This is a genomic window from Nocardioides sp. YIM 152588 (genome assembly GCF_040191335.1).
GTDB lineage: Bacteria > Actinomycetota > Actinomycetes > Propionibacteriales > Nocardioidaceae > Nocardioides.
This window is the reverse complement of sequence record NZ_JBEGDJ010000070.1, coordinates 1-18,778: the sequence shown is the minus strand read 5'-3', so window position 1 is coordinate 18,778 and position 18,778 is coordinate 1. Positions and strand designations below refer to the sequence as shown.

Sequence of the window (18,778 nt, the reverse complement as noted above, 5' to 3'; positions counted from 1 at the left end):
GGCGCCGCCCCGGGCCACCGCGCGGTCCGGGGCGGGGCTGGCGGCGGGCCTGCCGGCCGCCGCGCCCGACCCGCTGGACGACCCCTTCTACCGCTACCGCGGCAGCACCCCGTTGCGGAGGATCGCGCCGGGGACGGTGCTCAAGCGGCGCACGGTCCGCTACAGCATCCAGGGCCTCGACCTGCCGCTGAAGGCGCGTCAGCTGCTCTACCGGACCATCGACGCGCGCCGCCGGCCGGTCGTCAACGTGACCACCGTGCTCCGCCCGCCGCACGCGCGGCGGACCCGGGTGGTCTCCTACCAGTCCTTCTACGACTCCCTCGACCCCTCCGACCAGCCGTCGGCGGCGATCGCCGGCGGGCGCGGCCTGGGCGAGGCGATCACCAACGTCGAGACGGCGCTGATCGCGCCGCTGCTGCTGGCCGGCTACACCGTGAACATCCCCGACACCGAGGGGCAGGAGGCGCACTTCGCCGCCGGCCCGGAGTACGGCTACGTCACCCTCGACTCGCTGCGCGCCCTGCCGCGGGCGCGGAAGTTCACCGGCGTCGGCCGGCGGGCCCCGATCGGGCTGATCGGCTACTCCGGCGGTGCCATCGCCAGTGAGTGGGCGGCCGAGCTCGCGCCGTCGTACTCCCCGGCGGTCGCGCGCCGGATCGTCGGCACCGCGATCGGCGGCGTGCTCGTCCACCCCGCGCACAACCTGCCGTACGTCGAGGGGTCGACGGTCTGGGCGGGGGTGGCGCCGATGGCGCTGATCGGGATCGCCCGCGCGTTCGGGATCGACCTCGACCGCTGGGCGAGCCCTGCGGGCCGGCGGCTGATCGCGGAGATGGAGGACGACACCATCGCCGAGGTGCTCGGCTTCCACCCGGGCCTGGTCTGGGGCGACGTGGTGCGCCGTCGCTACCCGGCGCCGGAGAGCATCCGGGCGTTCGTGCGGTTCTCCAACCGGCTGATCATGAGCACCGGCGGCACGCCGACCGCGCCGATGTTCATCGGCCAGGGCAACGCCGGCGAGCTCGAGGGGACGCCGGGCGACAAGCCCGGGATCGGTCCGGGCGACGGCGTGATGATCGCCGGCGACGTGCGGACGCTGGCCCGGCGGTACTGCCGCCGGGGGGTGACCGTGCGCTACCGCGAGTACGACCTCTCGCACGTCACCGGCGCCCTGGTGTGGCTGCCGCAGGCGTACGGCTGGCTGATGGACCGGTTCGGCGACGAGGCCGCGCCGAGCAGCTGCGGGTCGATCCGCAAGGGCAACCCGCTGCGCCCGCTCAGCTACGTGGCGCCCTGAGCCCGCGCCGCCCCGGGGCCCGAGCGGCACGGTGCCGCCCCGCCGCCCGGCCTGCGTAGGGTTGGCACCGTGACCGACCAGCTGACCGTCATCGTCCTGGCCGCCGGCGGCGGGACCCGCATGAAGTCCAAGACCCCGAAGGTGCTGCACCCCATCGGCGGGCGGAGCATGATCGGCCACGTGCTCGCCGCGGTCGGCGCGCTCGCCCCGGCCCGGCTGGTCGCCGTGGTCGGTCACCAGCGCGAGCTGGTCGGGCCGCACGTCACCGAGCGGGCGCCGGAGGCCGTGCTCGCCGTCCAGGACGACCAGCTCGGGACCGGGCACGCCGTACGGGTCGCGCTGGAGGCGCTCGCCGACGCCGGCCGCACGCCGGAGACGGGCACCGTGCTGGTCGCGTACGGCGACACCCCGCTGCTGGAGGCGGCCACCCTGCAGTCGTTCCTGGACGCGCACACGGCGGCGTCGGCCGCCGTCAGCATCCTGTCCGGCGTGGTCGGCGACCCGCACGGCTACGGGCGGATCGTCCGCGACGCCGACGGGTTCGTCGAGGCCATCGTGGAGGAGAAGGACGCGACCGCCGAGCAGCGGGCCATCGCCGAGATCAACTCGGGGATCATGGCCTTCGACGCCTCCTTCCTCACCGCGTGCATCACGCGGATCGACAACGACAACGCCAAGGGCGAGTACTACCTGACCACGGCGGCCCGCCTCGCCCGCGAGGACGGACTGGTCGTCACGGCCCACGCGACCGAGGACGAGCTGCAGACCGAGGGCGCGAACGACCGCGCCCAGCTCGCCGCGCTCGGCCGTGAGCTCAACCGCCGGGTCGTCGAGCGCTGGATGCGCGACGGGGTCACCGTCGTCGACCCCGCCACGACGTGGATCGACGTGGGCGTCGAGCTCGTCCCCGACGTCACCCTGCTGCCCGGCACGCAGCTGCTCGGCGTCACCAGCGTCGCCGAGGACGCCGTGATCGGCCCGGACACCACCCTGCGCGACTGCGAGATCGGGGCCGGGGCCCAGGTGATCCGCACCCACGGCCAGCTGGCCGTCATCGGCGCCGGCGCCAACGTGGGCCCGTTCAGCTACCTGCGGCCGGGCACGGTCGTGGGGGACCGGGGCAAGATCGGCGCCTTCGTGGAGGCCAAGAACGCCGTGCTCGGCGAGGGGGCGAAGGTGCCGCACCTGTCGTACGTCGGCGACGCCGAGATCGGCGAGGGCACCAACATCGGCGCCGGCACGATCTTCGCCAACTACGACGGCGTCGACAAGCACCGCACCACGATCGGACGGCACGCGCGTACGGGCTCCAACAACACCTTCATCGCGCCCGTCACGGTCGGCGACGGCGGCGGCACCGCCGGCGGCACGGTGGTCCGCGACGACGTGCCGCCGGGCGCGCTGGCGGTCAGCGCGGGCCCCCAGCGGAACATCCTCGGCTGGGCCGAGCGGCGCCGCCCGGGCACCGCGCAGGCTCAGGCCGCGGCCGACGCGACCGATGGTTCGGCCGGTGACGACGTGACCCCCGACACCCCGGCGACGCCCGAGTAACGCCGAGGTGAACGCCGGTTGGGCGGACACGGCCCGAACCGGCAGAATCGGATCTACCAGCGGCGACGACCCCCAGGGAGCCCCTCCATGAGCGGACTGAAGCGGACCACCGAGAAGAACCTGATGGTCTTCACCGGTCGGGCACACCCCGAGCTGGCCGAGGAGGTCGCCGAGCTGCTCGGCACCCACCTCGTGCCGTCCTCGGCGTACGAGTTCGCCAACGGCGAGATCTACGTCCGCTACGAGGAGTCCGTCCGCGGCTGCGACGCCTTCGTGATCCAGAGCCACACGATGCCGATCAACGAGTGGATCATGGAGCAGCTGATCATGGTCGACGCGCTCAAGCGCGCCTCGGCCAAGCGGATCACCGTCGTCATGCCGTTCTGGGGCTACAGCCGCCAGGACAAGAAGCACCGCGGCCGCGAGCCGATCTCCGCCCGCCTGATCGCGGACCTGTTCAAGTCCGCCGGCGCCGACCGGATCATCACCGTCGACCTGCACGCCGACCAGCTCCAAGGCTTCTTCGACGGCCCCGTCGACCACCTGATGGCGCTGCCGCTGCTCACCGACTACATCAAGGACAAGTACGGCGACCAGCCGCTCGCCGTGGTCTCCCCGGACGCCGGCCGGATCAAGGTCGCCGAGCGCTGGTCCGCGCGCCTCGACGGCGCCCCGCTGGCCTTCATCCACAAGTCCCGCGACATCAACCGGCCCAACGAGACCGTCGCCAACCGCGTCGTCGGTGACGTCTCCGGCCGGATGTGCGTGCTGACCGACGACATGATCGACACCGGCGGCACCATCGTGAAGGCCGCCGAGGCCCTGGTGGAGGCGGGCGCCCTGGGCGTCATCCTCGCCGCCACCCACCCGATCCTCTCCGACCCCGCGGTGGACCGCCTGAAGAACTGCAGCGCCACCGAGGTCGTCATCACCAACACCCTCCCGGTGCCGCCCGCCAAGCAGTTCGACAAGCTGACCACGCTGTCGATCGCCCCGATGATCGCCCGCGCGATCCGCGAGGTCTTCGAGGACGGCTCGGTGACCAGCATGTTCGACGGCCACGCGTAGGACCGTCTGACCCGCAGTGCGAGTTGGGGGAAAACGACACGCGAGTCGGGGGCCAGCGACCACCGAGATCAGATCTCGAAGGTCGCTTTTCCCCGACTCGCGTGTCGTTTTCCCCCAACTCGCGTATTGGGGGGCGTGGGATCAGCCCTGGATGGACTCCAGCCAGTCCGGGTTCTCCTCGAGCCACGCGGCGACGGCCTCGGACTCCTTGCCCTGGCCGTACTCGTTCACGACCATGTCCTCGAGCGAGCCGTACTGCTCGTCGGTGAGGACGGCGTTGCCGATCATCTCGGCGGCGTCGGGGTAGTCCTCGGCGAAGCCGGTGCGGCCGAGCTCGTGCAGGCCCTCGGCCTCACCCAGCGCGCCCTCGGGGTCCTCGAGGTCCTTCACCGGGAAGGCGCTGTTGGCCCAGAACGGCCGCCACAGGGTGACGACGATGTCCTCCTCGCTGTCGGTCGCCTTCTTCAGGGCGGCCAGCATCGCGGTGGTGGACGACTCGACCAGCGTGAAGTCCTCGTCCAGGCCGTAGGCCGGCATGACGGACTCCTTGGTCACGCGGGTCAGGCCCGCGCCCGGCTCGATGCCGGTGATCTTGCCGTCGAGGTCGTCGACGTGGTCCTTCAGGTCGGCGATCGAGGTCATGTCGGAGTACTCCGGCACCGCGAAGGTGAGCTTCGCCTGGTCGTAGTACGTGCCCAGGTCCTCGATGTCGTCGCCGTACTGCTCCATGTAGTCGGCGTGGGTGACCTCGGGCCAGGCGGAGGGGTAGATGTCGATGTCGCCGTTGGCCAGACCGGTGTAGAGCGGGGCCGCCTCGGAGATCTCCTCGATCTCCACGGTGTAGCCCTCGTCCTCGAGCACGTCCTTCCACAGGTACGCCATGCTCAGGCCGTCGGTCCACGAGGGGATGATCCCCATGGTGATGGTCTTGTTCTCGCCGTCACCGGCGTCGGCGTCGTCGTCCGAGCCGCACGCGGTCGCCGTCATGCCCAGGGCGAGGATGCTCGCGCCCGCGATGGCCCGGCGGAAGGTCCGCTTGCTGTTCATTCGTCTGTCCTCTCGTCGTGCACTGCTTGCGCCCGCGGAGCGGGCCCGCTGTCTCCGGCGGGGTCGTGCGTGCCCCGTCCGGCGGTCGATGTCGGGTGTCGCCTCAGGCGTTCGCGCCCTCCTTCTCGGGTACGGCGTCGCGCCGGCGCTGCAGCAGCGCGCGGACGGAGCCGGGGCGTCGTTCCCGCTGTCCGGCCGCCGCGGTCACCCGGTCCAGGTAGATCGCGAGCACGACGACCGACAGGCCTGCCTCGAAGCCGAGGCCCACGTCGAGTCGGGAGATGGAGGTGGTGACGGCGCTACCGAGGCCGCCGCCGCCCACGAGGCCGGCGATGACGGCCATGGAGAGCGCGAGCATGATCACCTGGTTGACGCCGGCCATCACGGTCGGCAGGGCCAGCGGCAGCTGGACCTCGCCCAGGATCTGGCGCGGGGTGGCGCCGAAGGCGTGGCCGGCCTCCACCACCTCGGCGTCGACCTGGCGGATGCCGAGCTCGGTGAGCCGCACGCCCGGCGGCAGCGCGAAGATGACGGTCGCGACCAGCGCCGGCGCGGCACCGATGCTGAACAGCGTCACCACCGGCACCAGCCAGACGAAGGCCGGCATGGTCTGCATCAGGTCCATCACGGGTCTGATGGCGCGGCTGAACCTGTCGGAGCGTGCGGCCAGGATGCCGAGCGGGACGCCGATCACGAGCGCCACGAGGGTCGCGAAGAGCACCAGCGACAGCGTGGCCATCGCGTTGTCCCACTGGTCCATGCCGATCACCGCGGCCAGGCCGAGGAACGACCCGATGCCCAGCTTCCAGTCCTTCAGCAGCCAGGCGATCAGCGCCATCACGGCCGCGAGGAGCAGCGGGGCCGGGGCGACCAGGAGGTTGGTCAGCCCGTCGACGCTGCTCTCGATGACGTCCGCGAGGGAGTCGAAGAAGTCGCCGAGGTGGTCCCGGAACCAGTCGAACCCGTCGCTGATCCAGTCGCCGACGGGGATCCGCGGGACCCCGTCGACCCATTCCTGGTCGGCGGTGACGACCTGCGCGCTCATGCCGGGCTCCCTTCGTCGATGAGGACCGGCTGCACGGCATCGGCCGCCTCCGGTCCGGAGGTCTCGCCGAGGGCGTTGAGCAGGGTCACCTGCGGGATGACGCCCTCCAGGTGGCCCTCGTCGTCGATCACGGCGAGCGGGACCGAGGTGCCCGCAGAGGCCGCGAACAGGTCCGCGACCGCGGTGTCGGTGTGCGCGGAGGCGGCCGCCTCCATCACGCCGTGGAGGTCGTCGCGGCCGGCGGCCACCGCGTCGGCGGCCGCGTGCTCGGTGACCACGCCGACCAGCCGGCGGTCGCGGGCGACGACCATGACGGCGTTCATCTGGTTCTCGCGCATCAGCTTGTGCGCGGCGCGCGGGCCCTGCTCGGAGCCGAGGACGGCGACCGGCGGCTCCATGACCGAGGCCGCGGTCAGCACGCGGGTGCGGTCGACGTCCTGGACGAACTGGGCGACGTAGTCGTTGGCCGGGTCGTTGAGGATCTGCTCGGCGGTGCCCTGCTGGACGATCCGGCCGTCGCGCATCATCGCGATCCGGTCGCCCAGGCGCATCGCCTCGTTGAGGTCGTGGGTGATGAACAGGATGGTCTTGCCCAGCTCGTGCTGGAGCTCGACGAGCTGGTCCTGCATCTCGCGGCGGATCAGCGGGTCGAGCGCGCTGAACGCCTCGTCCATCAGCATCACGTCGGTCTCGGCGGCGAGCGCGCGGGCGATGCCGACGCGCTGCTGCATGCCACCGGAGAGCTGCGAGGGGAGCGAGCCGCCCCAGCCCTCCAGCCCGACCATGCCGAGCGCCCGGTCCGCGCGCTGCTCGCGCTCGGCCTTGTTGACCCCGCGGACCTTGAGGCCGTACGCGACGTTCTCGCCGACCGTGCGGTGCGGCAGGAGCGCGAAGTGCTGGAAGACCATGCTGATCCGCTCGCGGCGCAGGCGGCGGATGCCGCGGGCGTCGAGCTCCGACAGCTCCTCGCCCGCGACCCGGATCGAGCCGTCGGTCGGCGGCTGGAGCCCGTTCACGGTGCGGATCAGCGTCGACTTGCCGGACCCGGACAGGCCCATCACGACGAAGATCTCGCCCTCGGCGACGTCGAAGGACGCGTCGATGACCGCGGCGGTCAGCCCGTCCGCCCGGAGCTCCTCGCGGGTCGCGCCCTCGCGGAGCCGTGCGACCCCGCGCTCGGGTCTGCGACCGAATACCTTGTAGACCTCGTGCGCCTCGATGACCGGCATCTGGGTGCTCCTCCGCCATGGGCGCGGACCTGCCGTCCGCACCGCTCTCCAGCGGCCGGAACACGCACACCACGACACCACACGGACCGGGGCGTCGTCGCCTCCGCCGGGGCAGAATCGCGGGCTACGAGGGGAGGCGCGCCAGCGCCGCCCGGGTCCCGAGCCGCACTACGACCGTGGCATAGGTCCCGTTGAGGGTTCAACCCGGGCTGGACCGCAGTTTGATAACGGTCGGCGGCCTCGCGCGCGCATGTAGCAGAAGGACCGTGGGGTCCTGCAAGGCCTCCTCCGCGGTGGGGAAACGTGAGATACCTCATCGGTGGGCGCCCGCGTCGCCGGCGCCCACCGGCCGCGTCAGCGCAGGCCGAGGGCGCGGTCCAGGTCGTCGAGGGCGTCGTTCCAGGTGCGGGCCAGGACGGTGGGCAGCTCGGCGTCGAGCGCCGCGGCGAGCCGGTCGCGCAGCGCGCGACGGGCCGACATCCTCAGCGGGAGGTAGGGGAAGCCGCGCCCGATGATCTGGCCCATCGCCTGCCCCGACTCCGCGGCCAGCGCCAGGCCCTCGGGGAAGTAGCGCTCCAGGTACGGCGCGACTAGGTCGGCCTGCTCCCAGCCCCAGAAGCCGCCCGCGACGGCCGTGAACTCGTGGTTGCCCAGGCCCCCGCCCATCAGCGTGGCCCACGCCGCGGCCTTCGCCTCCGGCGTGGGCACAGCGGCCCGCGCGGCCAGCGAGGCGAGGTGGCCGGCGACCGAGCGGTCGCGGTCCTCCTCCACCGCGATGAACGACGGGTCGCCCAGCTCGGCCAGCCGCCGTACGGCGATCCAGCGGACCTCCTGGTCCAAGCCGTCGCCGTGCAGCCAGCGCTCCAGCATCTCGCGGTCGTGGGTGGTGCCGGCCAGGGCGCGCAGCGAGGCCGGCCGCAGCTCCGGCAGGTCCTCGGCGAGCGCGGCGTGGGAGACCTCCTCGACGCTGCGGAAGAAGCCGGGCAGCTCCGCGGGCGTGCCGTAGAGGCGGGCGATGCGCAGCGCCGCGGTGAGCACCGACTCGAAGATCACGGGGTGCCGCTCGGCGCGCAGGTGGTGGTCGATCACGGCGGTGAGCTCGGGCAGCGAGACCGCCCGGTTCTCGACCCGGTCGATCACCATCCACCACAGCACGGCGCGGGTCAGCGTCGACTCCACGTCCGAGAGGTGCCGGGTGACCACGTCCCAGGAGTGCTCGTCGAGGCGGACCGCGGCGAACGTCTCGTCGCCGGCGTTGGGGATCACCACCCGCCCGGCCAGGCCCTCGAGCGCGACCGGCTCGTCGTCGAGGTCGACGGTCCGGGTCTCCACCAGCCGGAGGTGGTCGTCGTAGGCGCCGACGCTGAACCGGTGCGGCCGCGACCCGTGCCGGGTCAGCACCGGCACCCAGTCCTTGCGGGTCACCTCGATGGTGTCGAAGCCCGTCGCGCGCAGCCACCGCTCCGCCCAGCCGCGCACGTCCCGGTCGGTCTCGGCGTCGAGGGAGTCCAGGAAGTCGGCCAGCGTGGCGTTGCCGAAGGCGTGCGTGCGCAGGTGGCGGTTGACGCCGGCCAGGAAGTCCTCGCCCAGCCAGGTGCCGAGCTGGCGCAGCACGGCGTTGCCCTTGGCGTAGGTGATCATGTCGAAGTTCGCGAACGCCGTGTCGGCGTCGACGAGCTGCTCGGCGTCCTCGGCGATCCGGTGGCTGGAGCGGCGCGCGTCCGCGCGGTAGCCCAGGGGCTTGCGGTTGAGCGCGGCGGTGGTCCAGGCGTCGTCGTACCCGGCCGCGGAGTCCGCGACGTCGTACCCCATGAAGTCGGCGAAGGACTCGTTGAGCCAGGTGTCCTGCCACCACTCCATGGTCACCAGGTCGCCGAACCACATGTGCGCCATCTCGTGGGCGATCGTGTTGGCCAGCCACTGCCGCTGCAGCGCGGTCGGCACGCCCGGCACCAGGTACTGGTCGCGGAACGCGACGCAGCCGGGGAACTCCATCGCGCCCCAGTTCAGGCCCGGCGTGAAGACCTGCTGGTAGTCGTCGAAGGCGTAGGGCGGGTCGAAGACCTCGGTGAAGTGCTGGAAGCACGCGCTGGTGATCCGGCGCAGCTCGGCGGCGTCGCGGCGTAGCTCCCGCTCCTGGGAGGCGCGGGCGTGCCAGCCGAACGGCACGGTGCCGGACTCGGCGTGCTCGTAGGGCTCGTCCCAGGTCTCGGAGACCCATGGGCCGCCGGCGACGAAGAAGAGGTACGTCGAGATCGGCGGCGTCGGCGCGAAGGTCGACCGGGTCCCGGCGGCGCCGGCGGCCTCCACGGCCAGCGCGCGCCCGTTGGCGAGCACGGTCCAGTGCTCGGGCCCGGTCACGGACACGGCGAAGGTCGTCTTCAGGTCCGGCTGGTCGAAGCAGGGGATGACCTTGTGCGCGATGTCCATCGCGGTGAACGCGCAGACGTAGCGCTCGCCGTCGGCGGGGTCGACGGTCACCGTCATGCCGTCGCCGTCGGAGACGTAGGGCATCGTCGCGCTGACGGTGACCTCGTTCGACGCGGCCAGGTCCGTGAGCGCGATCCGGCCGTCGGCGTACGGCGCCGGGCTGCCGTCGAGCAGCACGTCCTCCGCCCCGGCCAGCTCGAGGAAGGTGCTCGACCCCGGGGACGAGCACGCGAACTTCACGGTCGCCTCGACCGTGAAGTGCTCGGTCGAGCGCAGGTCGAGGTGGACGGCGGTGTGGACGTCGGAGACCAGCGCGGCGCGCTCACGGGCCTCGGGCAGCTTCAGTGGCACGCCCTCCACCCTAGGACCGCGCCGAGGATTGGCCCTGCGGCCCCGTCGCTCCCTAAACTCGTGTGGTTGCCTCGGCGAGGGAGCGCAAGCTGACTCCGTGATCGACTGGGCCGAATGACGTCATGCGCCGCGCGCGGACGGTTCGGTGCCGCCGGTCACCGGATCCCGCAGCGCGGCGCTCCGCATTTGCGGGCCGGGGCAGCTCACCACACAGCCACCCCCACCAGCGACGAGGGAGACTCCATGTCCACCGAGATCATCAAGGCCGAGGTCCGCACCGAGTTCGGCAAGGGCGCCGCCCGCCGCATCCGCCGCGAGGACAAGATCCCCGCGGTCATCTACGGCCACGGCAACGACCCGGTCCACCTGACCCTGCCGGGCCACGCCACGATGATGGCGCTGCGCCACGGTGGCGCGAACGCGGTCGTCGAGCTCGACTTCGACGGCAGCACCCACCTCGCGCTGGCCAAGCAGGTCCAGACCGACCCGGTCCGCCGCGTGCTCGAGCACGTCGACTTCGTCGCCGTGAAGCGCGGCGAGAAGGTCGTCGTCGACGTCCCGGTCGTCGTCGTGGGCGACGCCGCCGCCGGCACCCTGGTCGTCACCGACCTCGCCGCCGTGCACGTGGAGGCCGAGGCCACCCACATCCCCGAGAGCATCGAGGTCGACGTCACCGACGCCGAGGCCGGCACCCAGTTCCACGCCTCCGACCTGGTGCTGCCCGCCGGCGCCACGCTGCTCACCGAGGCCGACGTGCTGGTCGTCAACGTGACCACCCCGGCCGTCGCCGAGGAGCCCGCCGCCGAGGCCGAGGCCGAGGGCGAGATCGCCGAGGCCGCCGAGGCGACCGAGGCCGAGTGACCCCCGTCGGTCGGTCGGGGCGCCGCCCGGGCCGACCGACACCCTCCCCGGCGCGGACCACCGCGCCGGGGAGCACTGCGTTTCCGGGGCGTCGCCGCGGCGCCCTTCTCCGGACGCTGTTCCGGACGCCGTTCCGGGGCGCTCCGGCGCCGGACCCCGCGATCGAGGAGGACCACGTGAGTGACGCCGACGTGTGGCTCGTCGTCGGGCTCGGCAACCCCGGGCCCTCCTACGCCGGGCACCGGCACAACATCGGCTACATGGTGGTCGACGAGCTCGCCGGCCGGATGGGCAGCGGCTTCCGGGCCCACAAGACCGGCCGCGCGGAGGTCGTCGAGGGCCGCCTGGGTGCGCCGGGCGCGCCGGGACCGCGCGTCGTCCTGGCCAAGTCGCGCAGCTACATGAACGAGACCGGGGGACCGGTCAAGGCGCTCGCCACCTTCTACAAGGTGCCGCCCGAGCGGGTGATCGCGATCCACGACGAGCTCGACATCGACTTCGGCACGCTGCGGGTCAAGCGCGGCGGCGGCGACAACGGCCACAACGGCCTGAAGTCCATGCGCTCCTCCTTCGGCACCGGCGACTTCTACCGGGTCCGGGCCGGCATCGGCCGCCCGCCGGGTCGACAGGACGTCGCCGACTTCGTGCTGTCGAACTACGGCACCGTCGAGCGCAAGGAGCTGCCGTTCCAGATCGACTCCGCGGCGGACGCGGTGGAGTCGCTGATCTCCGACGGGCTGGAGAAGACCCAGTCCCGGTTCAACTCCTGACCCACCCCGTCTGACCCACGCCGTCTGACCCACACGGGGGAACCCGCGACGTTGGCTGCGGCGACGGGCCGCACAGGCTCTATGGTGTCTCGGTGACTTTCGATCCTGGCACCCCCGCACCCGACGTCGTCGCCGATGACCACGCGCTCTCGGCCTGGCTGGCCGAGGTCGCCGGCCGCCGGCTGCTGGAGGTCCGCGAGGAGGGTCTGACCGGCAAGGAGCTCAAGAACGCCGGCGACCAGGCCGCCCACGAGCTGCTGATGGAGCTGCTCGCCCAGTACCGGCCCGACGACGCCGTGCTCTCGGAGGAGGGCAAGGACGACAAGGCCCGCCTCGACGCGGCCAAGGTGTGGATCGTCGACCCGCTCGACGGCACCCGCGAGTTCTCCGAGCCCCCGCGCGACGACTGGGCGGTCCACGTGGCCGTCTGGCAGGACGGCGACCTGGTCGCCGGCGCCGTCGCGCAGCCCGAGCTCGGGGAGACCTTCAACACCGGTACGCCGCCGGTGGTGCCCGCCCGCACCTCGACCCGGCCGCGGATCGCCGTGTCGCGCAGCCGCCCGCCGGCGTTCGTCGAGGCGCTGGCCGCCGAGCTCGACGCCGAGCTGGTGCCGATGGGCTCGGCCGGCGTGAAGATGATGTCGGTGGTGCGCGACGTGGCGGACGCCTACGTGCACGCCGGCGGCCAGTACGAGTGGGACTCCGCCGCGCCCGTCGCGGTGGCCCGGTCGGCCGGCCTCTTCACCTCGCGGGTGGACGGCAGCGAGCTGCGCTACAACCAGGACGACGTCTACCTGCCCGACGTCATCGTGTGCCGCCCCGAGCTGTCGGAGCAGATCCTGGCGTTCGTCGCCGCCCACGGCACCGAGGCCTGAGCCTCCCCGCTCCTCCGGCCGGGTCGTGTGCCTGGCGCCCCTCTATCGGGGTGCCTCAGGCACACGACCCCGCCCGGCGCGCCCTCAGAAGACGTTGAGCGGCCGGAACTGGACCGAGATCCGCGGGCCGGCCGCGGCCACCTTCGGCACCGCGTGCTCCCAGGTGCGCTGGCAGCTGCCACCCATCACCACCAGGTCGCCGTGGCCCATCTCGACCGCGATCGACTCCCCGCCGCCGCGCGGGCGCAGGCACAGGCGGCGCGGGTCGCCGACCGAGACGATGGCGACCATCGTGTCGTGGGTGCCGCCGCGCCCGATGGTGTCGCCGTGCCAGGCGACGCTGTCCCGCCCGTCGCGGTAGTAGCAGCACCCGGCCGTCCGGAACGGCTCGCCCAGCTCCTCGGCGTAGTGCGTCGAGAGCGTCTCCCGCGCCGCGGTGAGCATCGGGTGCGGCAGGTCCTCGCCGATCATGTAGGTGTGGACGAGCCGCGGCACGTCGACGACCCGGTCGTACATCTGGCGTCGCTCCGCCCGCCACGGCACCCGCTCGGTGAGGGCCGCGAAGACCTCGTCGGGGCGCGGCAGCCACGCCCGCGCCACGTCGAGCCACGCGCCGTCGCCGAGCGACCGCCGCTCGATCCCGGCGGTGTCGGGTGCGGCCAGCGCCGGGTCGGGGGCGAACAGGGTGCCCTGGAAGTCCATGCCGCCAGCCTAGCCCGCAGTCGAACAGGTGTTCGTACCGCCGGTCCGGTGTGTCGCCCCGGGGCGTGCCGGTCCGGACCGCTTCGCCCGATCCGTACCGCCGCTTCGGTATGCCGCCCGCGTTGGGGCCATCTGTGACTCTGTGTCGCCTAGCCTCACCGGCGTGACCAAGGTTCCCGCCTTCGACGAGCGGGCGCCCAAACACGTGGTGATCCGCGAGTACGTGCGGAACCTCGTCTCCGGGGGCGCTCCAGGCAGCCCTGCGCCCTCCGAGCGGGAGCTGGTCGAGAAGTTCAGCGTCGCCCGGATGACCGTCCGGCAGGCGATGGACGCCCTCGTCTCCGAGGGCGTGCTCGAGCGCTTCCCGGGGCGCGGCACGTTCGTCGCGCGGCCCCGCCCCCTGCGGACCGGCGTCTTCGGCTTCACCGACGAGATGGCACGGCGCGGGGTGTCGGTCGTCTCCCGGACGGTCGTCGTGGACCGGATCCCGGCGCCGCCCAGCGTCGCCCGTGCCCTGGAGATCCCGGTCGAGCGGCCGGTGGTCCGGTGGCGCCGGGTGCGCTTCGTCGACGGCTCGCCGACCTGCGTCACCGACGTCTTCCTGCCCGACGAGCAGGTGCCCGGCTTCCTCGAGTCCGACCCGCCCGCCAGCCTCTACGACCACCTCGCGACCCGCGGCATCCGGCCGACCCGCGCGGAGGACGCCGTCGCGGCGGCCACGGCCGAGCCCGCCGACGCCGCCCTGCTGGAGGTGGCGGTCGGCACGGTCGTGCTGCAGCACTCGCGGCGCGCGCTGGCCGGGATCACCCCCGTCGAGGTCTCGCGCACCGTCTACCGCGCGGACCGGCACACGCTGCGGCTGCACCTGCACGACTGACACCCGTCGCGCAGGCGCGCCGTGCGAGGACGCTCAGCCGCCGTGCGTGGCGAGCGTCCCCAGCGGGGCGATCGTGGTGCCGCTCTCCTCGCACACCCACACCGGGTCCGGGCCACCCAGGTCGGGGTCGATGTGCAGCGCGTGCACCGGCCCCTCGTCGCAGTGCCGGCACACCGGCCACAGCCCGGCCGGGTCGCTGCGCCCGAGCCGGTCGGCGAGGGCATCCTGCAGGTCCTGCGCCACCAGGCCCGGCACGAACGCCGCGCCCTCCGCCCACTGCTGCACCCACCAGCGCCGCTCGGCGCAGGCCTCGTCGAGCAGCGACACCGAGACGGGCGTGGCCAGGCCACGTGCCTCGAGGTCGGCCAGCACGGCGGCCCGGGCCCGGAAGATCACCTCGTCGTCCACGGTCCCCATTCTGCGCGCCGACCGGCGCCGCTCAGCGGGCGCCGACCGGCGCCGCGGCGCCCCAGAACGCGAGCTCGCGCTGCATGTTCGCGCGCGCCGCGTCGGCCCACCGGTCGCGGGCGTACGCGGTGCGGAACAGGTCGTCGCGCTCGGCGAGGTCGCGGAGCACCGCCACGCGGCCGGTCACGAACTCCTCGTCGGTGAGGTGGCGGTACTCCTCGCGCACCGCCGCCGCGTAGGCGTCGTAGGTCGCCGTGTCGGTGGCGAGGATGCCGAGGTCGGCGTCGGAGAGCGCTGCCCCGTTGCGGTCGTCCGCGGCCGGGCTGTGGGTCTCGGTCAGCCGCACCAGGCGGGCCACCTCGGCGATCCCGCCGCGGTCCAGCAGGCCCGGCAGCGCGTCCTCCGCCCAGCAGGCCGAGCGCTCCTCGGCGTCCCGCTCGCCGTCGTACACGGCGTCGTGGAACCACGCGGCGAGCTGGACGGGCAGGGCGTCGTAGCGCTCGCCGGCCGCCGCCAGCTCCCGGAGGCGGCGCAGCACCGCGATCAGGTGGCCGCGGTCGTGGTAGCCGCGGGCCGCGTCGTCGTACGCCGCCAGCAGCTCGTCGCGGAGTGGGTCGGCGCCCTCGAGGGGCCAGGGCAGGTCGGGATGATGGGGGTCGTCCACCACTCCATTGAATCTCACCGGTCGGTCACCGGGGAGGGGATGTCACGAGAACGCCGGGCTCATGGGAAGAATGGGACCCATGACTGCAGAGGACGCGCGTGCCGAGCTGCTCCGGCTCCGGACCAGCATCGACAACCTCGACGCGGCCCTGGTCCACCTCCTCGCTGAGCGGTTCAAGTGCACGGAGCAGGTCGGTCGGCTCAAGGCGCGGGCCGGGATGCCACCCGCGGACCCCGCCCGCGAGGCGGTCCAGATCGAGCGGCTGCGGTCGATGGCGGAGAGCTCCGGGCTGGACCCGCACTTCGCCGAGAAGATCCTGAACGTGATCATCGCCGAGGTGATCCGCAACCACGAGCAGTTCGCGGACGAGGTCGAGGCCTGAGCCCGTGGCAGGCTGAGCCCATGGGTGGACCCGCCGACGCGGAGCTGCTGCGCCGCTTCTTCGCGGCGGACGGGCGGCTGCTGGTCATGCCCACCAAGCACCTCAAGCGACGGGCCGTGCTGGACCACGTTGCGCAGCGCTTCGAGCCCGGTCGCACCTACCCCGAGCGGGAGGTGGACGCGATCCTCAAGCGGGTGCACGACGACCACGCCGCGCTGCGCCGCTACCTGGTCGAGGAGGGCTTCCTGACCCGGGAGAACAACGTCTACTGGCGCAGCGGTGGCACGGTCGAGGTGTGACGAACCTGGGGTGAGGTGCGCGGGAACGGCGCACGCGTCCCGCCGCGGTCTGCCATCCTCCGGCCGCATGGGGATCCGACTACGTTCTGCTCTCGCCGTCGCGACGGCCCTGGCCGCGGTCACGCTGTTCGTGGGGTGGCGCTCGATGAGCGCCCACTCGATGGCCGGCGTCCGGATCGAGCCGGGGGCGCCGACCTGCTCGGGCGTGGGGGTGGAGGTCGACCGCAGCGGCGACCACTTCCGGCCGATGATCCCGCTGCGACCCGGGATGTCGTGCCAGATCCCCTACTGGGTGGTCAACCCCGGCGACCGCGACGTCACGGTCACCGGCCTGACCTACCCGGTCGGCGGGCCCGGTGCCCGGGCCGAGTGGAAGGTGGTCCCGGTGGAGTACCGCCGCCCGGACCCCAGCAGCGACCTCGACGCCGTGTGGACGGGGTCGGTGGAGGTGGAGGCCGGCGGCGAGACCGCCATCGTGGTGGCGGTCAAGTACCGCCCGAAGGGTTGCACCGATCAGGGTCGGATGTGGGTGTGGCCGACGTTCACGGTGCGCTCGCTCGGGCGCGAGCGCACCGTCGAGGCGCCGCCCGCGCCGACGTTCCGCGGCACCCGGACCTGCATCCTCTAGTCAGACGCCCAGCTCGTCGGCGTCCACGATCCGGTAGGCGTAGCCCTGCTCGGCCAGGAACCGCTGCCGATTCGCGGCGAAGTCGGCGTCCACGGTGTCGCGGGAGACCAGCGTGTAGAAGTGCGCGACCTTCCGCTCCCCGTCGGGGCCGGGGTCGCCGGGACGCAGCAGCCGGCCCAGGCGCTGGGCCTCCTCCTGACGGGAGCCGAAGGAGCCGGAGACCTGGATCGCGACCTCCGCCGAGGGCAGGTCGATCGAGAAGTTGGCGACCTTGGAGACCACCAGCAGGCCGATCCCCCCGGCGCGGAAGGCGTCGAAGAGGCGCTGCCGTTCCTTGACGGAGGTCTCGCCGGTGATCATCGGCGCGTCGAGCTTCTCGCTCAGCTCGTGGATCTGCTCCAGGTACTGGCCGATGATCAGCGTCGGCTGCCCCGCGTGCCGGGCGACGAGGTCGCGCACGACCCCCACCTTCTCGGGCGTGCAGGCGGCGAGCCGGTAGCGCTCCTCGGCCTCGGCGGTGGCGTAGGTGAGCCGGCTCGCCTCCGGCAGCGTGACGCGCACCTCGACGCAGTCGGCCGGGGCGATCCACCCCTGCGCCTCGATGTCCTTCCACGGGGCGTCGTAGCGCTTCGGGCCGATCAGCGAGAAGACGTCGCCCTCGCGGCCGTCCTCGCGGACCAGCGTCGCGGTCAGCCCGATCCGGCGCCGCGCCTGGAGGTCGGCCGTCATCCGGAAGATCGGCGCCGGCAGCAGGTGCACCTCGTCGTAGACGATGAGGCCCCAGTCGCGGGCGTCGAACAGCTCCAGGTGCGGGTAGACGCCCTTCCGGCGGGTCGTCACCACCTGGTACGTCGCGATGGTGACCGGCCGGATCTCCTTGACGGTCCCGGAGTACTCGCCGATCTCGTCCGCGGTCAGCGACGTGCGGCGGATCAGCTCGTCCTTCCACTGCCGCGCGCTGACGGTGTTGGTGACCAGGATCAGCGTGGTCGCCTGGGCGTGCGCCATCGCGGCCGCGCCGACGATCGTCTTGCCGGCGCCGCACGGCAGCACGACGACACCCGAGCCGCCGTGCCAGAACGACTCCGCGGCGTCGCGCTGGTAGTCGCGCAGCGCCCACCCGTCCTCGGCCAGCTCGATCGGGTGGGCCTCGCCGTCGACGTACCCGGCGTAGTCCTCGGCCGGCCAGCCGAGCTTGAGCAGCGCCTGCTTGAGGTTGCCGCGCTCGGAGGGGTGGACGGCGACGGTGTCGGCGTCGACGCGGGCGCCGAGCATGCCGGCGACCTTCTTGGCGCGCAGCACCTCCTCGAGGACCGGGCGGTCGTTGGAGGCCAGCACCAGGCCGTGGGTGGGGTGCTTCTCCAGCCGCAGCCGGCCGTAGCGGGCCATCGTCTCGGCGACGTCGACCAGCAGCGCGTGCGGGACGGCGTACCGGCTGAAGGTGAGCAGCGTGTCCACCACCTGCTCGGCGTCGTGGCCCGCGGCCCGCGCGTTCCACAGGCCCAGCGGCGTGAGCCGGTAGGTGTGGATGTGCTCGGGGCTGCGCTCCAGCTCCGCGAACGGCGCGATCGCCTTGCGGCACTCGGCGGCCTGCGGGTGGTCGACCTCGAGAAGGAGGGACTTGTCGGACTGCACGATGAGGGGTCCGTCGGTCACCGAACGATTCTACGGGCGCCCCCGCGCCCTCCCCGAACCGCGAGCCGGGGGTGGGGGCAGCGCGAGCCGGGGGTGGGGGCAGCGCGAGCCGGGGGTGGGGGCAGCGCGAACCGGGGGCTGGGGCGTGCCGAACCGGCAGTTGGGGCGTGCCGAACCGGCAGTTGGGGCAGCGCGAACCGGCAGTTGGGGCAGCGCGAACCGGCAGTTGGGGCAGCGCGAACCGGCAGTGCGCCGCCGCGAACCCCGGTTCGGCGTGCCCCGAGCCCCTGCTCGGCGTGCCCCGAGCCCCGGTTCGGTGTGCCCCGAGCCCCTGTTCGCGCTCAGAGGGGGACGACGCGGCTGATCCGGTGCAGGGGGTAGCTGCGCTCCGCGTCGGGGTCGTCGTCGCCGGCCCCGGCGTCGCGGGCGGTCAGCCGTCCGCCCTCGACCAGCAGCGGGACCACCTCGCGCTCCACGATCACCCCCTGGCTGTCGGTGAAGCCGATCTGCACCAGCCCGCGCCGCTCGATGGCGTCGCGCAGCGCGGAGGACGCGCCGCCGGGGGTGCTCGCCGACGCGGGCCGCGCGCGTGCCGCCTCCTCGCCCTCCCGCAGGGTCCGTACGGCGGCAGCCACCTGCGCCGCTGCCCGGGCCGAGCC

At 73.1% G+C, this 18,778-nt stretch carries 18 protein-coding genes and 1 pseudogene; 10 read left to right on the top strand and 9 right to left on the bottom strand.

Annotation, left to right across the window (positions count from 1 at the left end; all coding sequences use genetic code 11):
* The 3 genes from ABLM29_RS20600 to ABLM29_RS20590 all read left to right on the top strand — a co-directional run.
* On the top strand, positions 1–1,297 hold a 1,297-nt coding region (locus tag ABLM29_RS20600; protein ID WP_349716457.1), incomplete at its 5' end, for a lipase family protein.
* A gap of 69 nt (positions 1,298–1,366) precedes the next feature.
* On the top strand, positions 1,367–2,848 hold the full coding sequence (glmU, locus tag ABLM29_RS20595) for a bifunctional UDP-N-acetylglucosamine diphosphorylase/glucosamine-1-phosphate N-acetyltransferase GlmU (RefSeq protein ID WP_349716456.1): 1,482 nt from the start codon (positions 1,367–1,369) through the stop codon (positions 2,846–2,848).
* 87 nt (positions 2,849–2,935) lie between these two features.
* A complete protein-coding gene (locus ABLM29_RS20590) occupies positions 2,936–3,916 on the top strand; it encodes a ribose-phosphate diphosphokinase (protein WP_349716455.1) in 981 nt (326 codons plus the stop codon).
* A gap of 141 nt (positions 3,917–4,057) precedes the next feature.
* Here ABLM29_RS20590 and ABLM29_RS20585 read toward each other — a convergent pair whose 3' ends face one another.
* The 4 genes from ABLM29_RS20585 to pepN all read right to left on the bottom strand — a co-directional run bounded on the left by ABLM29_RS20585 (position 4,058) and on the right by pepN (position 10,018).
* On the bottom strand, positions 4,058–4,963 hold the full coding sequence (locus ABLM29_RS20585; protein ID WP_349716453.1) for a glycine betaine ABC transporter substrate-binding protein: 906 nt from the start codon (positions 4,961–4,963) through the stop codon (positions 4,058–4,060).
* Positions 4,964–5,066: 103 nt separating this feature from the next.
* Entirely contained in the window at positions 5,067–6,008 is a 942-nt protein-coding gene (locus ABLM29_RS20580; protein WP_349716451.1) for an ABC transporter permease, read from the bottom strand.
* The gene (locus ABLM29_RS20575) at positions 6,005–7,237 is read right to left on the bottom strand and encodes a quaternary amine ABC transporter ATP-binding protein (protein WP_349716450.1); all 1,233 of its coding nucleotides are present in this window, start codon (positions 7,235–7,237) and stop codon (positions 6,005–6,007) included. The genes ABLM29_RS20580 and ABLM29_RS20575 overlap by 4 nt, the downstream gene beginning before the upstream one ends.
* Positions 7,238–7,591: 354 nt before the next feature.
* Positions 7,592–10,018, bottom strand: a complete 2,427-nt coding sequence (gene pepN, locus ABLM29_RS20570; protein WP_349716449.1) for an aminopeptidase N — start codon at positions 10,016–10,018, stop codon at positions 7,592–7,594.
* Positions 10,019–10,261: 243 nt separating this feature from the next.
* On the opposite strand from pepN, the gene ABLM29_RS20565 reads away from it, so the two are divergent.
* From ABLM29_RS20565 to ABLM29_RS20555, 3 genes are all read left to right on the top strand, one after another.
* Entirely contained in the window at positions 10,262–10,879 is a 618-nt protein-coding gene (locus tag ABLM29_RS20565) for a 50S ribosomal protein L25/general stress protein Ctc (RefSeq protein ID WP_349716448.1), read from the top strand.
* Positions 10,880–11,055: 176 nt separating this feature from the next.
* Positions 11,056–11,649, top strand: coding sequence for an aminoacyl-tRNA hydrolase (pth, locus tag ABLM29_RS20560; protein WP_349716447.1), 594 nt, complete (start codon positions 11,056–11,058; stop codon positions 11,647–11,649).
* A 92-nt stretch (positions 11,650–11,741) separates the two neighbouring features.
* On the top strand, positions 11,742–12,524 hold the full coding sequence (locus ABLM29_RS20555; protein WP_349716446.1) for a 3'(2'),5'-bisphosphate nucleotidase CysQ: 783 nt from the start codon (positions 11,742–11,744) through the stop codon (positions 12,522–12,524).
* 84 nt (positions 12,525–12,608) lie between these two features.
* Here ABLM29_RS20555 and ABLM29_RS20550 read toward each other — a convergent pair whose 3' ends face one another.
* Positions 12,609–13,226, bottom strand: a complete 618-nt coding sequence (locus tag ABLM29_RS20550) for an alpha-ketoglutarate-dependent dioxygenase AlkB (RefSeq protein ID WP_349716445.1) — start codon at positions 13,224–13,226, stop codon at positions 12,609–12,611.
* 163 nt (positions 13,227–13,389) lie between these two features.
* On the opposite strand from ABLM29_RS20550, the gene ABLM29_RS20545 reads away from it, so the two are divergent.
* Entirely contained in the window at positions 13,390–14,103 is a 714-nt protein-coding gene (locus ABLM29_RS20545; RefSeq protein WP_349716443.1) for a GntR family transcriptional regulator, read from the top strand.
* Positions 14,104–14,136: 33 nt separating this feature from the next.
* Here the strand turns inward: ABLM29_RS20545 and ABLM29_RS20540 are convergent, their stop codons facing one another.
* Entirely contained in the window at positions 14,137–14,520 is a 384-nt protein-coding gene (locus ABLM29_RS20540; protein WP_349716442.1) for a DUF8819 family protein, read from the bottom strand.
* A gap of 22 nt (positions 14,521–14,542) precedes the next feature.
* Complete coding sequence (locus ABLM29_RS20535; RefSeq protein WP_349716441.1) at positions 14,543–15,175, bottom strand: HD domain-containing protein; 633 nt, start codon at positions 15,173–15,175, stop codon at positions 14,543–14,545.
* A 79-nt stretch (positions 15,176–15,254) separates the two neighbouring features.
* Between ABLM29_RS20535 and ABLM29_RS20530 the strand changes: the two genes are divergently transcribed.
* From ABLM29_RS20530 to ABLM29_RS20520, 3 genes are all read left to right on the top strand, one after another.
* Complete coding sequence (locus ABLM29_RS20530; protein ID WP_349716440.1) at positions 15,255–15,557, top strand: chorismate mutase; 303 nt, start codon at positions 15,255–15,257, stop codon at positions 15,555–15,557.
* A 20-nt stretch (positions 15,558–15,577) separates the two neighbouring features.
* Positions 15,578–15,856 (top strand): DUF2087 domain-containing protein, encoded by a 279-nt coding sequence (locus ABLM29_RS20525; RefSeq protein ID WP_349716439.1) that lies wholly within the window; start codon positions 15,578–15,580, stop codon positions 15,854–15,856.
* A gap of 67 nt (positions 15,857–15,923) precedes the next feature.
* Positions 15,924–16,484 carry a hypothetical protein gene (locus tag ABLM29_RS20520; RefSeq protein WP_349716438.1) on the top strand — a complete coding sequence of 187 codons (561 nt, stop codon included), beginning with the start codon at positions 15,924–15,926 and terminating at the stop codon, positions 16,482–16,484.
* Here the strand turns inward: ABLM29_RS20520 and ABLM29_RS20515 are convergent, their stop codons facing one another.
* Positions 16,485–18,140, bottom strand: coding sequence for a DNA repair helicase XPB (locus tag ABLM29_RS20515; protein WP_349716437.1), 1,656 nt, complete (start codon positions 18,138–18,140; stop codon positions 16,485–16,487). It lies immediately after the preceding gene.
* A 320-nt stretch (positions 18,141–18,460) separates the two neighbouring features.
* A pseudogene (locus ABLM29_RS20510) lies at positions 18,461–18,778 on the bottom strand (hypothetical protein); the annotation flags it as partial.

Bases quoted from the DNA above. Each gene is read 5' to 3' on its own strand.
- ABLM29_RS20550 (WP_349716445.1), bottom strand. From the start codon at position 13,226: ATGGACTTCCAGGGCACCCTGTTCGCCCCCGACCCGGCGCTGGCCGCA.
- ABLM29_RS20575 (WP_349716450.1), bottom strand. From the start codon at position 7,237: ATGCCGGTCATCGAGGCGCACGAGGTCTACAAGGTATTCGGTCGCAGA.
- ABLM29_RS20520 (WP_349716438.1), top strand. From the start codon at position 15,924: ATGGGGATCCGACTACGTTCTGCTCTCGCCGTCGCGACGGCCCTGGCC.
- ABLM29_RS20525 (WP_349716439.1), top strand. From the start codon at position 15,578: ATGGGTGGACCCGCCGACGCGGAGCTGCTGCGCCGCTTCTTCGCGGCG.
- ABLM29_RS20580 (WP_349716451.1), bottom strand. From the start codon at position 6,008: ATGAGCGCGCAGGTCGTCACCGCCGACCAGGAATGGGTCGACGGGGTC.
- ABLM29_RS20590 (WP_349716455.1), top strand. From the start codon at position 2,936: ATGAGCGGACTGAAGCGGACCACCGAGAAGAACCTGATGGTCTTCACC.
- ABLM29_RS20565 (WP_349716448.1), top strand. From the start codon at position 10,262: ATGTCCACCGAGATCATCAAGGCCGAGGTCCGCACCGAGTTCGGCAAG.
- ABLM29_RS20585 (WP_349716453.1), bottom strand. From the start codon at position 4,963: ATGAACAGCAAGCGGACCTTCCGCCGGGCCATCGCGGGCGCGAGCATC.
- ABLM29_RS20540 (WP_349716442.1), bottom strand. From the start codon at position 14,520: ATGGGGACCGTGGACGACGAGGTGATCTTCCGGGCCCGGGCCGCCGTG.
- ABLM29_RS20530 (WP_349716440.1), top strand. From the start codon at position 15,255: ATGACTGCAGAGGACGCGCGTGCCGAGCTGCTCCGGCTCCGGACCAGC.